The 14,997-nt window shown below is 46.2% G+C and carries 13 protein-coding genes; all 13 read right to left on the bottom strand.

Translation table 11 applies throughout. The features are described from left to right. Positions 1 to 83 precede the first annotated feature (83 nt). Positions 84 to 1,385 carry a M18 family aminopeptidase gene (locus Q1A41_RS10615; RefSeq protein ID WP_299978331.1) on the bottom strand — a complete coding sequence of 434 codons (1,302 nt, stop codon included), beginning with the start codon at positions 1,383 to 1,385 and terminating at the stop codon, positions 84 to 86. Positions 1,386 to 1,530: 145 nt separating this feature from the next. Then, positions 1,531 to 2,415, bottom strand: coding sequence for an NAD(P)-dependent oxidoreductase (locus Q1A41_RS10620; protein WP_299978333.1), 885 nt, complete (start codon positions 2,413 to 2,415; stop codon positions 1,531 to 1,533). Between the two features lie 122 nt (positions 2,416 to 2,537). Continuing rightward, positions 2,538 to 3,332, bottom strand: coding sequence for an undecaprenyl-diphosphate phosphatase (locus Q1A41_RS10625; RefSeq protein WP_299978336.1), 795 nt, complete (start codon positions 3,330 to 3,332; stop codon positions 2,538 to 2,540). Positions 3,333 to 3,389: 57 nt separating this feature from the next. Further along, positions 3,390 to 4,154: a tRNA (adenosine(37)-N6)-threonylcarbamoyltransferase complex dimerization subunit type 1 TsaB gene (gene tsaB, locus Q1A41_RS10630; protein ID WP_299978339.1), complete on the bottom strand. Its 765-nt coding sequence runs from the start codon at positions 4,152 to 4,154 to the stop codon at positions 3,390 to 3,392. Positions 4,155 to 4,356: 202 nt separating this feature from the next. Continuing rightward, positions 4,357 to 5,256 (bottom strand): hypothetical protein, encoded by a 900-nt coding sequence (locus Q1A41_RS10635; protein ID WP_299978342.1) that lies wholly within the window; start codon positions 5,254 to 5,256, stop codon positions 4,357 to 4,359. Between the two features lie 363 nt (positions 5,257 to 5,619). Continuing rightward, positions 5,620 to 6,639, bottom strand: coding sequence for a ferrochelatase (gene hemH, locus Q1A41_RS10640; protein ID WP_299978345.1), 1,020 nt, complete (start codon positions 6,637 to 6,639; stop codon positions 5,620 to 5,622). 173 nt (positions 6,640 to 6,812) lie between these two features. Continuing rightward, the gene (gene adk, locus Q1A41_RS10645; RefSeq protein ID WP_299978348.1) at positions 6,813 to 7,463 is read right to left on the bottom strand and encodes an adenylate kinase; all 651 of its coding nucleotides are present in this window, start codon (positions 7,461 to 7,463) and stop codon (positions 6,813 to 6,815) included. 344 nt (positions 7,464 to 7,807) lie between these two features. Beyond that, positions 7,808 to 8,602 carry a nucleoside triphosphate pyrophosphohydrolase gene (gene mazG, locus Q1A41_RS10650; protein ID WP_299978351.1) on the bottom strand — a complete coding sequence of 265 codons (795 nt, stop codon included), beginning with the start codon at positions 8,600 to 8,602 and terminating at the stop codon, positions 7,808 to 7,810. A 20-nt stretch (positions 8,603 to 8,622) separates the two neighbouring features. After that, on the bottom strand, positions 8,623 to 10,869 hold the full coding sequence (gene relA, locus Q1A41_RS10655) for a GTP diphosphokinase (RefSeq protein WP_299978354.1): 2,247 nt from the start codon (positions 10,867 to 10,869) through the stop codon (positions 8,623 to 8,625). 171 nt (positions 10,870 to 11,040) lie between these two features. Beyond that, positions 11,041 to 12,543, bottom strand: coding sequence for a 23S rRNA (uracil(1939)-C(5))-methyltransferase RlmD (gene rlmD, locus Q1A41_RS10660; protein ID WP_299978357.1), 1,503 nt, complete (start codon positions 12,541 to 12,543; stop codon positions 11,041 to 11,043). Positions 12,544 to 12,680: 137 nt separating this feature from the next. Beyond that, positions 12,681 to 13,571, bottom strand: a complete 891-nt coding sequence (cysM, locus tag Q1A41_RS10665) for a cysteine synthase CysM (protein WP_299978360.1) — start codon at positions 13,569 to 13,571, stop codon at positions 12,681 to 12,683. Between the two features lie 253 nt (positions 13,572 to 13,824). Further along, positions 13,825 to 14,214, bottom strand: a complete 390-nt coding sequence (acpS, locus tag Q1A41_RS10670) for a holo-ACP synthase (RefSeq protein WP_299978363.1) — start codon at positions 14,212 to 14,214, stop codon at positions 13,825 to 13,827. Then, positions 14,207 to 14,986 carry a DNA repair protein RecO gene (recO, locus tag Q1A41_RS10675; protein ID WP_299978366.1) on the bottom strand — a complete coding sequence of 260 codons (780 nt, stop codon included), beginning with the start codon at positions 14,984 to 14,986 and terminating at the stop codon, positions 14,207 to 14,209. Before recO ends, acpS begins: the two co-directional genes overlap by 8 nt. Positions 14,987 to 14,997: the final 11 nt, after the last annotated feature.

Consider the following 14,997-nt stretch of genomic DNA (forward strand, 5'->3'; position numbering starts at 1 on the left):
GTAATTATCTCTACAACTACATTCGTAACTACATTTGTAACTACACAGTTATTACCACCATCCATGCCAAAATGTGGTTCAGGTTATACCCTTTGTCTGTCTAAAAATCTATTAAAAATGCGATGCAAGGTATAACAATCTTCGCTACCGGCGAGCTCTCTAATAGAGTGCATACCGAAGGTCGGAACACCGACATCGACGGTTCTGACACCAATTTCAGTTGCCGTAATCGGCCCAATAGTGCTACCACAGCCCATATCAGCACGGGTCACAAAGGTTTGCACCGGTAATTCCTCTGCCAATAGCTTAAACAAGCCAGAGGTTTCACTATTACTGGCGTAGCGCTGATTTGCATTAATTTTGATCACCGGGCCAGCATTGAGCTTGGGGCCATGATTGCCATCGTGCTTATTGGGGAAGTTCGGGTGGATTCCGTGGGCATTATCGGCCGAAATCATCAAGCTTCGGCTGATAATCTGCTCACGCGGGTTAATTTCTGGCCAAATTCGCTCTAAGAAGCTTGCCAGCATTGGGCCTTGAGCCCCACAGGCCGAAGCACTGCCGACCTCTTCATGATCATTACACACCAGCAAGCTGCTCTGCTCAATGCCAGCTTGCAACAACGATTCTAAGCCGATAAAGCAACTGAGTAGATTATCCAATCGAGCACTGGCTAAAAAGTCTCCGTGCAAGCCGATCCTGGCGGCCTCCTGACAGTCATAACAGCTAATCTCGAAATCTAAGATTTTATCGATATCCAAGTCAGGCTGCGAGGCTAATAACTCCGCCCTTAGCAAATCTTCAAAGCAGAGGGCTGATTCGCTCAGACATAATACCGGCGGCATATCGGTTTGTGGATTCACACTGCGCTTGTCGTTAACACCGCGATCTAGGTGTATTGCTAAGCTCGGGATGGTTGCCACTGGGCGCTTAAAATCTACTAATGCAGACTGTAACTGCTGCTGTTTATCGCTAAAGCTAACACGACCTGCCAAAGACAAATCACGATCAAACCAAGGGTTCAACAAAACACCGCCATAGACTTCAACGCCCAATTGAGCATAGCCTTGTTGATGTAAATCTGGCTGGGGCTTTACCTTTAAACAAGGGCTATCAGTATGAGCCCCAACCATTCTCAAACCACATTCGAGAGGGTCTTCAGTGCCATAAACAAAAGCGATTATAGATGAGTCGTTTCGGCACACGTAGTATTTATTGCCGGGGTTAAGCTGCCAATGTTCAGACTCATGCAATGCTGTAAAGCCGGCCTGTTCCAGTCGAGAGGTCATAGCTTTTACCGCATGGAAAGGCGTTACAGATTCATTAAGAAACGCTATACAGCGGTTTAGAAAGTCCGCCGCAGCGGTGGAGTCATGAGCAGTCATAGATCCTCAATTTAGGAATTTCACTAGAAACTAAGCTTATGGATCTTAGCAGTTTTGTCGCAAAGACTCAGCATCTGATAAATATAAAACAAAAAAAGCGGCTAAACGCTAGGCTTGGCCGCTTTTATCTTGGACTTAAAGAAAACTAGCTGCGTTTTAGACGAGCCAACAAGGACGAAGTATCCCAACGCCCCCCGCCCATTATCTGTACATCATTGTAAAATTGATCAACTGTCGCCGTCACTGGTAGCGAGGCATTAATTCGAGCAGCCTCTTGCAAAACGATAGAGAGGTCTTTACGCATCCAATCAACGGCGAAGCCGTGATTATAGTCACCGGCCAACATGGTGCGATAACGATTTTCCATTTGCCACGATTGCGCTGCACCTTTGGAGATTACATCGACAACTTGATGTGGGTCTAAACCCGCTTTTTCGGCAAAATTCAAACCTTCCGCTAAACCTTGCACCAAACCCGCGATACAAATCTGATTCACCATTTTACAGAGCTGACCTGAGCCGCTTGGCCCTAATAGTCGACATGAACGAGCGTAATGATCGATAACCGGATCGACATGGTTGAACACCGTGGTATCGCCACCGACCATCACCGTCAAACTGCCGTTTTCTGCGCCAGCTTGGCCACCAGATACTGGGGCATCAAGAAAATGTAATTTACGATTTTTCGCTTCTTGATAGAGCTCGCGGGCTAATTCCGCCGAGGCCGTTGTATGATCGACCAAAACAGAATCTACTTTCATGCCAGCAAATGCGCCATTTTCACCTAAGCAAACCTGACGCACGTCACTATCATCACCTACACAAGTGAAAACGATTTCAGCACCCTCGGCCGCTTCTCGAGGCGTAAGCGCCATCGAACCACCAAATTCTTCTACCCAGCGCTCGGCTTTTTGGCTGCTACGATTGTATACCGTCACGGTACAGCCCGCTTTTTGCAAGTGGCCTGCCATAGGGTAGCCCATCACACCCAATCCAATAAATGCGACTTTTTGATGCATAACATCCTCCAATAAAAGGCCAGTTAGCCTCGCTAGCCACGGCTTGTGAGGCTAACGACAAATTGATTATTTAATCTCATAATAGACTAGCGTAGAGGATTCGCCCTGCTTTAAGGCCCTACTCTCGCCTTCTATTATAGAAATAGAGCAAAAAGAATAGCAGCTAAAACTATTCGATATAAAACGAACGGTAACATTCCCATGCGTTCTATAACAGCCATAAACCAATAAACACAGGCGTAAGCTGATACCGCCGAAACAACCACTCCAATAGCGATTAAGTCCCAAGCTGGCGCCGGCATCGACAATAACTCTATGCCCTTGTATGCACCACTTAGAAAAATAATTGGGATCGACATTAAAAATGAGAAGCGTGCCGCCGCATCTCTTTGAAAGCCCAGTAGCAATGCGGCAGTCATGGTAATTCCCGAGCGGGAGGTGCCAGGAATTAAGGCAATAGCTTGGGCGCAACCAATTATAAACGCCGCCCAAAGACTCATTTCAATAATGGATTTACGTCGAGCACCGGTTTTATCGGCTAACAACAACAGCAAAGCGAAAACTAAGGTCGTTGTTGCAATAACCAACGGAGAACGCAATTGAGCCTCAATGAAATCATTAAAGCTCAAAGCAGATAGGCCCGCTGGCACAGTGGCAAGCGCTAAAAAAATTAGCAGTTGGCTATGCTCATTGAGTTGGCGTGTTTTTATAGTAGTCACAGAGCCTTGTGCTATGGCAAAAACTTCACCGCGAAAGAACCATACAATAGCCAGCAAAGAGCCCACATGCACTGCAACATCAAAAGCTAAACCTTGATCTGGCCAACCCAATAAAACCGAGGGAAGAATTAAATGCCCTGAACTTGATATGGGCAAAAATTCCGTTAATCCTTGAACTAAGGCGAGTAAAATAGCCTGCAAGCTATCCATATTGTCTCCTGACGATAGTGGTAAGTTGCCCTCCTAGCTGGCAACTTAGTTAGCAAATTAAGGTTGGCGAATTCGTTTTCTTTTTTCCCAGCTGATTTCGTTTCTTAAATACACCGGCTGCACCTGGCGAATATTTTCAGCTACGCCGTCCGCCCATTCTCTACAGGCAATAGTTAAAACATCGCCAGCCCAAGGTTCAATATTTTGATCCAGCCCCGTAGCTTGTTGGGAAAACACATTTAATTCAGGGTAATGCCAACCAGGCCCACCGCAATAGAGCTTTGTTGGTTTTTGGCTTTGCGCTTGCTTGGCGAGCATTTGCATCTTTTCGAGCGCTGCAGCAGGGTCATCCAAGGCATCATCCTGCAGCGCTATAAGTTTACGGCCATCGAAGCGATATCCTCCCCAATAGACTTGATTCATTCTGGCATCCAAGCAACTGAAATAAAGAGCGTCTTCACTTAACGCTTGTTCAAGCGGCTTGTCTAAGAGTTGCTGATGTTGGGCATTGGCCATAGCCGCTAATGTTGAAACAGGTATAACCGGAATGTCTAAACCAAAGGCCAAACCCTGCACCACAGCAAAGCAAATTCGCAAGCCAGTAAAGGAGCCAGGTCCTGCGCCAAAAGCGATAGCGATTAAGTCCTTGCGAGTAATATTGGCCTGTTTTAGTAACTCATCAACCATGGGTAAGAGCAGTTGGGTATGCTGCCTTGGTGCATGGCGGCGAATTTCTAATAATTGGCTGCTTGGCTCAGATGGATTCATAAGGGCCACGGAGCAATAATCCGAAGCGGTGTCCAGGGCAAGAATGTAGCTCATAGGGTATTCTAATAGGGAATTAAAAAGGTAATTTTACTCCAAATCCCCAGTACTGTTTACCCCCAATTGGCCCATATAGATGCGATCTCGCTTGCGACGCGAAGATTTAGGCCCCTATTACAGTGGTAATGTAAAAAAAGCATAAAAAAACCCGCTGCGCGTATGCACAGCGGGCTTTTGCGTGCCTAAAAGCTAAGTATGATTACTTCTTTTTAGCTGGGCGGCCGCGTTTCTTGGTTTTAGCGCTACTGGCTTTAGCTTTTGGCTTAGCTTTGGCTTTTGGCTTGGCTTTGGCTTTTGGCTTAGCTTTGGCTTTCGGTTTGGCTTTGGCCTTAGGCTTGGCCTTTGGCTTAGCTTTGGCCTTTTTAGCGGCAGCTTTGGCCTTGGCGGCAGCCTTCTTTTCAGCAGCCTTTGCTTTAGCAGCAGCTTTCTTTTCAGCAGCTTTTGCTTTGGCAGCGGCTTTTTTGGCGGCGACTTTTGCTTTAGCAGCGGCCTTCTTCTCTGCAGCTTTAGCTTTAGCGGCTGCTTTCTTCTCTGCCGCTTTGGTCTTTGCCTTCTCTTTCTTTTCAGCCGCTTTCAACTTAGCCGCTAGCTTTTTAGCTAAAGAACCAACCTTCTTCTTATCGGCCGCTTTGCGCTTAGCTTCCCATTTACTCTGGAAGGCTTTCATGGCTTTTGCTAAATCGGCTTCTGATTTAGCAGCCAATTTGGCTTCTAAATCATCAACTTTAGCTTTTGCAGCCGCTTGCGCAGCCTTGGCCGCTTCTGCTTTCTTGGCTTTTGCCAAGTTTTGCTTAGAAGTTGCCACTTTAGCACGAAGCGCTTTCGCTTTATCAGCCGCTTTACTTACCGCAGCAGCAGCTGATTTCGCCGCTCGTTTATCAGTAGCTTTTTTACTTTTCGCTGACTTCTTTTTAGCGGAAGCTGCCTTTTTACGAGCAGCAGCGACTTTCTTCGCTTGCGCGGTTAGCTCCTTTATTAATTTATCTAATGAGGTTTGAGCGCGTGCGGTTGCAGGTGATACTTCTACCTTTGTTTTGCTTGCACTTGCTTTTGTTGATGCAGCTTTACGTTTTGCTGTCTTTTTTGCAACTTTGGCCATAAGGTTTCTCCTCGATATTTGCCAGTCCACTAGCAATTAGAACAATAGCACAAAAATTCAACAGCCCAAGGGCTAAAGCCGATATTATTTAAAAAAAAACCAATTTGCACGTTTTTACAACGCTTTTTTTGCGTTTTGAAGTGAAAATTTCGTTTTTTTTAAAAAATCGGAGAGTAGAACGGGCTGTTTCTAAGAATTTTCTTGTTAAAAAAGGAATTCTGTCGAGAGCTTTTCGATAAAAGCATCAAAAAAGATCTCCTTCGTTTTAGAAAATTCAATTTATAGCCTGCACTGAGCAAGCGCAGAGCGATAATCACGGCTGGTTATTTTTGACAGCAGATAATAAACAGCAGAGACAAACGTCTAATTTAAGGCTAGTAATTCCTGAGATATCTCGGCCAAACAATCGATATGCTCTTCATTGTCATTCAAACAAGGGATATAAGAAAAGCGCCCTCCTCCTGCATTTTGAAAATCTTCGCAGATCTCTTCTGAGATTTCCTCTAAGGTTTCGAGGCAATCTGCAGCAAAAGCCGGGCAAATCACATCCAATGAAGATAACTTCTCACTTCCCCACTGCTTTACAACATCCACAGTATAAGGCTGTAACCATTGAGCTTTTCCGAGTCGGGATTGAAAACTTATTCCCCATTGATCTTCAGATAGTTCTAATTTCTGAGCAAGTGCCTGTGCTGTAGCAACGCATTGCTCATAATAGGGATCGCCCAATTCGACACAGCGCTGAGGAATACCATGAAAGGACATTAACAGTTTATCGGCTGAACCGTGTTGCTGGCGATGCCTGATTACCGACTGAGCCAAGGCGTGTATATAAGCGGGCCGCTCAAAATACTGTTTATTCACCCGTGTATCGACAATATTTCGCTGTTTTGTCTGTAGCTTTGCGAGCTGATCATAAACAACCGCTGTGGTAGTTGCCGAATATTGTGGATACAAGGGAATTATCGCAATTTTATCAATCCCCTGCCGCTGCAATTCATCAAGCTGCTCAGCGATGCTGGGCTTGCCATAACTCATAGCATGTCTAACGCTAACACCCTGCCCAGGGTAAAGAACATTAAGCTTTTTTTCGAGTGCGCTGCACTGCCTCTCAGTGATCACACGTAAAGGCGAGCCTTCGGGCCACCAGATACTCTGATAAGCTTTTGCAACTGCTTTAGGGCGTGTGGGAAGAATAAAAGCGTTCAAAATCACCCACCAAATGGGTTTGGGGATTTCCACTACCCGAGGGTCACTTAAAAAGTCAGATAGAAAACGCCTAACTGAGGTCGCATCTGGAGCTTCAGGGGTGCCCAAATTTACCAACAACACGGCGAGATTTTTGGAAATCTGCACAGCGGGGTGTTTTGTATTAGTGGGCATAGCGGCTTCCTTTAACGGTACTCATCATTCAACCTGCATACTATCGAAAAGCCATACAGCGACGCAATTATGTGGTGAATTTACTCACTTTGATCAAGCGTCAATATTGCATGGCCATTTTCGATACACATAAAAAAACCCCGCTAGGCGGGGTTTTTAGAAAAGCGATAAACTTAAGCTAAGGCAGCGAAAACCTTAGCTTTAATATCTTCCATACTGCCTACACCAGGAACATTGGCGTATTTAGTGTCAGCCTTACCAGCACTAGATAAGTCTTGGTAAAAGTTAACCAGTGGCTTAGTTTGATCGTGATAAACCGCTAAACGCTTACGCACAGTGTCTTCTTGATCGTCTGGACGTTGCACCAAGGCATCGCCAGTTTCATTATCCACACCTTCGTTTTTAGGTGGATTGTAAACTAAGTGGTAAACGCGACCAGAAGCTTCGTGCACACGGCGACCACTCAAACGAGAAACAATCTCCTCATCATCGACATCAATCTCGATAACATGATCAATATCTACGCCAGACTCTAATAAAGCTTCGGCTTGGGGAATAGTGCGTGGAAAACCATCGAATAAGAAACCATTTGCACAGTCATCCTGGGCGATTCGCTCTTTTACTAAAGCAATAATGATTTCATCAGATACCAAGCCGCCACTGGCCATAATATCCTTAACCTTCAAGCCCAGTTCGGTGCCCGCTTTAACCGCCGCACGTAGCATATCCCCAGTTGAAATCTGTGGAATATTGTACTGTTCCATAATGAATTGGGCCTGCGTACCCTTACCAGCGCCTGGAGCACCTAATAAAATGACTCGCATTACGGAGTTCTCCTAATTATGTAGAAACTTGTTCATCGCGAGGCCGCCTAGCGGCTCGGCTTCCCGAGGCTCGTCTTGGGAGCTTCTTCTAATACGGGATTGAGAGGGCCGTAACCATACACTTAGGCCGTGTCAATCACAAGGGGATTAGCGCCAAGGAGCAGCTCAACTGGTCAATATTTAAACAATTTTACAAATTGCTTAGCTATTAAAAGCTCAAGCGACGCTTTAGCTGGCATTACACGTTTACGGTAGCCCCATATGGCTGCCACTATATAAGGATAGCTCGAACTGGATTAGTGGACATTAGTCGAGCCCCTAAGTCACTTTGTAAGGCGGTCGATCTATTTCGTATCCGTGCTTTGTTTAGCCTGTTGCCAATAGTGTTCTAGCTCATCCAAGCTGTGGTCTTGCCAATCTTTCTGGCTGCTATCGACCAAGCTTTCCACCTCTGTAAAACGACGCTCAAACTTGCGATTCGCAGCGCGTAAAACGCTTTCAGCATCAAGCTTAAGATGGCGAGATAAATTGACCATACAAAACATCATATCACCCAACTCATCAGCAATGGCGGCCTGATCATGCTCAGCTAGCGCCTCTTCAAACTCCTGTCGTTCCTCATCGAGTTTGTTAAGCACAGCGCCACTATCTTGCCAATCGAAGCCAACATTAGCTGCACGTCGCTGGAGTTTTTGGGCACGACTTAATGACGGTAAAGCCACTGGCACATCGGCTAATACCGAAGCATGCCCTTTCGCTGCTCGCTCCTCGGCTTTAAGCGCTTCCCAATTGCTTTTTATATCTGACTCTTGCGTCAGTGACTCATCCGAAAAAACATGTGGATGCCGATGGATGAGTTTATCACTCATACTTTGAGCGATATCGTTGAAGTCAAACAGGCCTTCTTCTTTACCCAATTGGCTATAAAAAACCACTTGAAACAATAGATCGCCAAGCTCCTCTTTTAATTGAGACATGTCCTGGCTTTCAATAGCATCGGCCACCTCATACGCTTCTTCTAAAGTAGAAGGTACAATAGATGCAAAGCTCTGCTCTAAATCCCAGGGGCAACCACCATCAGGGTTTCTGAGCTGAGCCATAATCTCTAAGAGTTTTCTAATACCTGGTTGATCTTTCATGGTCTTCAATAAATTTCGTCTTATTTTTTACGGCTTGCTGATTCCACATTCGGCAATCGATTGAGTCGCTCTAGCACACGGCTCAACTCACTATAACTGTGGATTTCGATATCGAACTGCATACTTACGGTATGAGAATTTTTATTTGACTGCGTAAGCATTGCGGTAATGTTAATACGCTCGACATCCAACAATGCCGTAATATCACGAAGCAAGCCATGGCGATCGATAGCTTCAACAGCGATAGAAACGGCGTAAACATCTTGTGGCGCCGCCGACCAAGAAACTTCAATAATGCGGCCCGGCTCTTCCATTTGCAGCTGCAATAAATTGGAACAATCCTGCCGATGAATAGATACACCACGCCCTAGGGTTATGTATCCAGCGATACTGTCGCCAGGAACAGGGTGGCAACAACGCGCAAAGCTGGTCATCAGGTTACCGACACCATCAATGTAAACATCATCATTATTAAATTGCTCGCTGGCGCGACCAACCAGTTGGGTAGGATGGTGCTGATCGACCCCAAGCAGTTTTTGGGCCGCATTTAATACCTGCCCTACGCTAATATCACTTGCCCCAACCGCGACGTACAAGCCTTCTAAGCTTTTTAGGTTGAGCTTTTGTGCCAGCGCTTCAAAATCCAAATTTTCCACAGCCAAGCGTTTGAATTCTTTATCTAACAACGCTCGTCCGCTAGCCAGGTGCTGATCTCTCGCCTGTAATTTAAACCACTGTTGAACCTTTGCACGAGCCCGTGCGGTATTCAAATAACCCAATGCTGGAGATAGCCAATCTCGACTTGGTGACTCCCGTTTGCCTGTCAAAATCTCAATTTGATCACCGGTACTTACCGTATGATTCAAAGGAACAATACGACCATTGAGTTTCGCTCCACAACAGCGATGCCCTACATCGGTATGTATGCGATAAGCAAAATCCAAAACCGTAGAGTTGGGTGGCAAATCAATAACATGGCCATCGGGTGTGAAAACATACACTCGATCTTGTTCTACTCCACGCTGCAGGTCATCCTGCAAGGCATTGGTGCCAAGCTCCTCACTCCACTCCAGGACCTGTCGCAGCCAGGCAATTTTTTGCTCGTAACTATCTTGATTTTGATTGTCGTCAGTGCCTTTATACTTCCAATGTGCACAAACGCCAAACTCGGCTTCTTCATGCATAGCATGGGTGCGAATCTGAATCTCTAAAACTTTACGGTCCGGACCAATAACAGCGGTGTGTAAAGAGCGATAGCCATTCTCTTTCGGCGAGGCAATATAGTCATCAAACTCATTGGGGATCAGGCGCCACTGGCTATGAACAATTCCTAAGATGGTATAACAGTCACGCACTGTCGGTACTAAAACCCGCACCGCCCGAATATCGTAAACTTGTGAAAAGCCAATGTCTTTACGACGCATCTTGCGCCAAATACTGTAGATGTGCTTAGCACGACCTTGGATCTCGGCTTCAATGCGTGACTCCTCAGCGGCATCTTGCAAAAGCTGAATCACATTTTCGATATAGTCCTGTCGATCGACTCGACGCTCATCCAATAGTTTAGCGATGTGCATATAGTCATCAGGCTCGAGATAACGAAACGATAAATCTTCCAGCTCCCACTTGATATGACCAATGCCTAAACGATGGGCCAAAGGCGCATAGACATCGGCTACCTCACGGGCAACACGGCGCTTTTTATCGTCATTCGCATGTTTGGCGGCTCGAATTGCACAGGTACGCTCCGCAAGCTTTACCAAAGCAACCCGAACATCATCCACCATGGCCACAAGCATTTTGCGGATATTTTCTGCTTGCTCAGCAGACGGGCTACCTAAAACACTTTCTTCACTATCGTTGCGTAAATTACTAATGGCAGCCATTCGCAACACACCCGATATCAAGGCCGATATCTGTGAGCCATACTTTTTTTCTACAGTATTTAAAGCTAATTTGTGTTCTCGTACGGCGCGATACAAAATGGCTGCCAATAAGACATCAGTGTCGGCTTGTAAGTCAGCCAAAATTTCAGCCATTTCCAAGCCTGTGCGGAAGCAGCCTTGACTGTCAGCCCAGCTGTTCTCGGAAGGCTCTACATTGGCCTCAATTTCCTGCACAAATTGACAAACTTGGAGCAGCAGAGCTTGGTCGCCAGGGCTCAGATGCTCGCTATCATCAAAACGAGTTTGTAGGCGCCTTATCCAAGAGGGGATATCTACACTGCCGTCGGCACCAATGGGGTGATCTTCACGTACTTTGACCATATATTAAATTCACAACTGCAAGTCGAACTAGGGCAGTATTTACAAATCGCCCCGTTTTAATAAATCAGACTATAGAATTGTGCTCGCTCCTGCTGACAAATACTGCATTTACTTGTTATTGTTTTTTTCTCTTCGGTGCCTTGAAGGCACTAAATGGGTGGTCTAGAAAGTCTACCTAGACAACAGCGCCATGCATTCTACATGTTCCGTATTTGGAAACATATCCATAACAGACAATTTTTCGAGTCGATACGATGCACCGCCAAGTTTGCGTAAATCTCGAAGAAAGCTGCCTTGATGGCAAGAAATATAGAGTATTCGCTGCGGTGAAAGTTCTAACAAAGTTGGTATAAAGCCCGCTGCACCGGCCCTTGGCGGATCTAAAACGACAATATCTGGCTTCGCCTGCGCCAGTTTTTCGTGAGCACGGAGGAAACTTTCACCTGCATCAAGATTCGCCGCCACAAACTCGACATTTTCTATCCCCAAATCCGCAGCGTTTTGCGCTGCAATGGCGACCATCTCTGGACTTAGTTCTACGCCTAAGACCTGGCCGGCATGTTGCGCAAATGTAAGGCTAAAATTTCCAGTACCGCAAAACAGGTCCAGTAAACGTTCAGTACCCTCTAAAGTTAACCAGCTTAGGGCTTGTGACACCATTGCTTGGTTTAGTGAATCATTTATTTGAATAAACTTTCCTGGTTCAAAGACAATATCCAAACCATGTAAAGGGTAATAACTGTTTAAGAGCCCCTGATGGGGAGTGTAATTCCCTGACTTTTCGCTTTGAACAGCTAAGCGCCAGTTACGGGCTGCGATCAAGTCATTTAGCTCAGCAAATACTTTATCGGCGACAGGCATTACAAGCCTCATTAAAATTAGCGGGCTAGGTGCGACGTCCAGTAATTCGACATGGCCAACATGCTTCGACCATGGCACATCTTTGTGTCGAATGAAAAACTCATTCAAAGACTGCATGACTTGCTGTAAATTTGAACTTAAATTAAGACAATTGCCCAAACTTATTGTGTCGTTGCTATTCGCACGGCGAAACCCTAACTGCCCCCCCTTGCTGATCCCCAGACGCGCCCGGCGCCGATATTCAAAAGGGTCACAGGACAATAAGGAAATGTCTTCGCGGCACTTGAGCCTAGTTTGGATGACAGAGGGTATTGAGGCTTTGCTTGCTGGCTTTTTGCCTAGCTTAGGTTTGACCTTCGACTTTGTAGCTTGGCTTTTGAGGTTTAGCAAACCCTGTAAACCCGCCCACATTCGATCACGTTTAAATTCCAGCTGTCGCGAGTATGTCATATGTTGCAGCTGGCAGCCGCCACAATGAGCAAAGTGCTCACAGGGTGGTTCTTGACGTTGCTGTGAGTGGCGCACAAGCTCGACCAGTTCCGCCGAGTCAGAGCCCTCAACATAGTTAACGAGGCAACGCTCGCCTGGTAAAGAAAACGGTATCTTTATGTCTGTGGTCTGGTTTAGCCCCCCTATAGGAGCTTTTGCAATACCATTTCCTTCATCGTCCAAGCGCACAACATCTAACAACAACTCCTGCGATGGTTGCCCAGCGAGCTTACTTTTATTGCTAAATGATTTGGCCGTTTTTAGGCGAGAAAAATGTGCAGAGCGAGACATAGCAGAACAACGTGATGTAAAAGCGAATCGCATTTTACCTTGCCTGCAAGCTCAATCCAACTTGATTGAGGCTGCCGGCAATTTTACGTGCCAATCCAGTACCGATCACCTGTCAATCCAGTACCGATCACCTAAGAAAGTAGAGAGCATGGTGCAATACTAGCCAGTGATTATTTAGCCGTGTATAGGCCAGAGGATAAATAACGGTCGCCACGATCACACACCACCGCAACGATCACTGCGTTTTCCAGCTCTTGGTTTAATCGTAAGGCTCCCGCTACCGAGCCACCCGATGAGACACCGCAAAAGATCCCCTCTTCGCGCGCTAATTGGCGCATGGTATCTTCAGCTTCTTGCTGCCCCATATTGATGACCCGATCGACCCGAGTCTCATCGAAGATGCTAGGTAAATATTCCTTAGGCCAACGGCGAATACCTGGAATACTAGCGCCATCTTCAGGCTGCAAACCAATAATTTCAATATCAGCATTCTGCTCTTTTAGGTAGCGAGATGTACCCATAATGGTTCCAGTTGTACCCATTGAGCTCACAAAGTGAGTGATTTTACCCTCACTCTGACGCCAAATTTCCGGCCCTGTGCCCTGATAATGGGCCAGTGGATTATCATGGTTCGCAAACTGATCAAGTACTTTGCCCTCACCCTGCTCCGCCATTTGCGTTGCAAGGTCGCGGGCGTACTCCATACCCTGCTCTTGGCTTACCTCGATTAAGGTCGCACCATAAGCTGCCATGGCATCTTTGCGTTCTTGGGTCGAATTGGCAGGCATGATCAAAACCATTCGATAACCTTTAATGGCCGCCGCCATCGCCAAAGCAATGCCAGTATTGCCACTGGTGGCCTCAATTAAGGTATCCCCGGGCTGAATATCTCCACGAGCTTCGGCCCTTTGAATCATCGATAAAGCCGGCCGATCTTTTACAGAGCCAGCTGGGTTATTACCCTCCAATTTAAGCAAAATTGTATTACTACTCTGTCCATGCAGGCGCTGCAAACGGACCAAAGGGGTATTACCGATATAATCTTCAATGCTTGGAAACACAGGCTGGCTCTCTATGATTATTCACGTCTATGAGCTTGCATTCTAATGCCAAGCGTAAATAGGGAAAACCTTTCACTTAGAGCGATAAGGTCTTTGCTTGGGGCAATTTGTTCTAACAATGGTCATCGTTATCTTAACTAGTGACCCAAGTCTGCGGCTAAATGGAAATGCCATTGATACCGGCGGCTTATGAATAGGCAAATAAGTAGCCTTAAATTCCATTAAAAATAGCGTAATAATAGTCTGGCCTAAGTTAAGACAAAACTACAAAAGCTACGGCGTATTCTTGTTCATCGCTGAGACTTAGATGACAGCTGTTTGCACCTAGGCGCTGCATATGGAAGGAAGCCTTGTCACTTAAGAAGACCTCTGGAGCCCCAATGTCGTTATTGCGAACTTCAATATGGTGCCAGGAAACCCCTTGCCCTATACCCGTACCCAAAGCCTTGCCTACGGCTTCTTTCGCCGCAAATCGCTTAGCAAAATAATGCAGCGCTTGCTGTTCACCCGCAGCCGCTTTTATCGCATATATTTCCTGTTCGGTGGGGGTCAATATACGTTGCAGCAAACGCCCTTGAGTGCGCTCTAAACTAGCAGCCACCCTAGCAATTTGCACTATATCGGTTCCCAAACCTTTAATCATGACTCCCTTCCTTTACCGAAGCAGCGCTAGCGAGTGTAAAGGCTGAGCTCGATTTGGATTTTGAAGACTGCATCTGTCGGAAAAATTCTCTAGTTTTTAATGGCTGGTAATCAAGTAGCTGATCTATAACCTCTCGCATCAACATTTTGGCACTGCGGAGCACTGGCAGCTCAGAAAAGTCACGCTGAGAGATGGCAAGCAAATGAGTGCCAGCGTATGCATTAGGGCCTCTAGCCTGGCAAAACAGCCCGCTTTTTTGCCAGCAATAATAGCCCTCAGAACTGATGGCCTGGCCATTCTCTTCGTGCTCAAAATCTAAGCCATAACCCAAACATGTCAGTAAATCTAACTCGAAGTTACGCAGTACAGGCTGTAAAGGTTGGTCCTTTAACAAATTCTGCAAACAACTTTCATAGGGTTTAAATAACTCACTCGAACTGTCGTTCTCTGGCAATAACTTTAGCAGTAGCTCGTTCAGATAAAGCGCACTGTACAAGCGCTCCCCTTGAAGTGGAAGCGCGCTCTGGCGATACTCCCAGCGCAATAGCGTTTTTAAAGAAGTGCGCCCTTGCCAGTCGACCAATAAGGGGGTCAAAACCTGCAGGGGTTGGCGAAGTTGGCGTTTACCCGATTGTTTGCGCGCGCCTTTTGCGATGACATTAACGCGACCATACTCTGGGCTAATTAAGTTTACTAATAGACTACTGTCACGGAACGGGCGGCTGTGAAGAACATAGACTTCTTGGTTTTCGACAACTTCAAGCTGGGCCATAAATCGTCACC

Source organism: uncultured Pseudoteredinibacter sp. (assembly GCF_947502065.1).
Taxonomy (GTDB): Bacteria; Pseudomonadota; Gammaproteobacteria; order Pseudomonadales; family Cellvibrionaceae; genus Pseudoteredinibacter.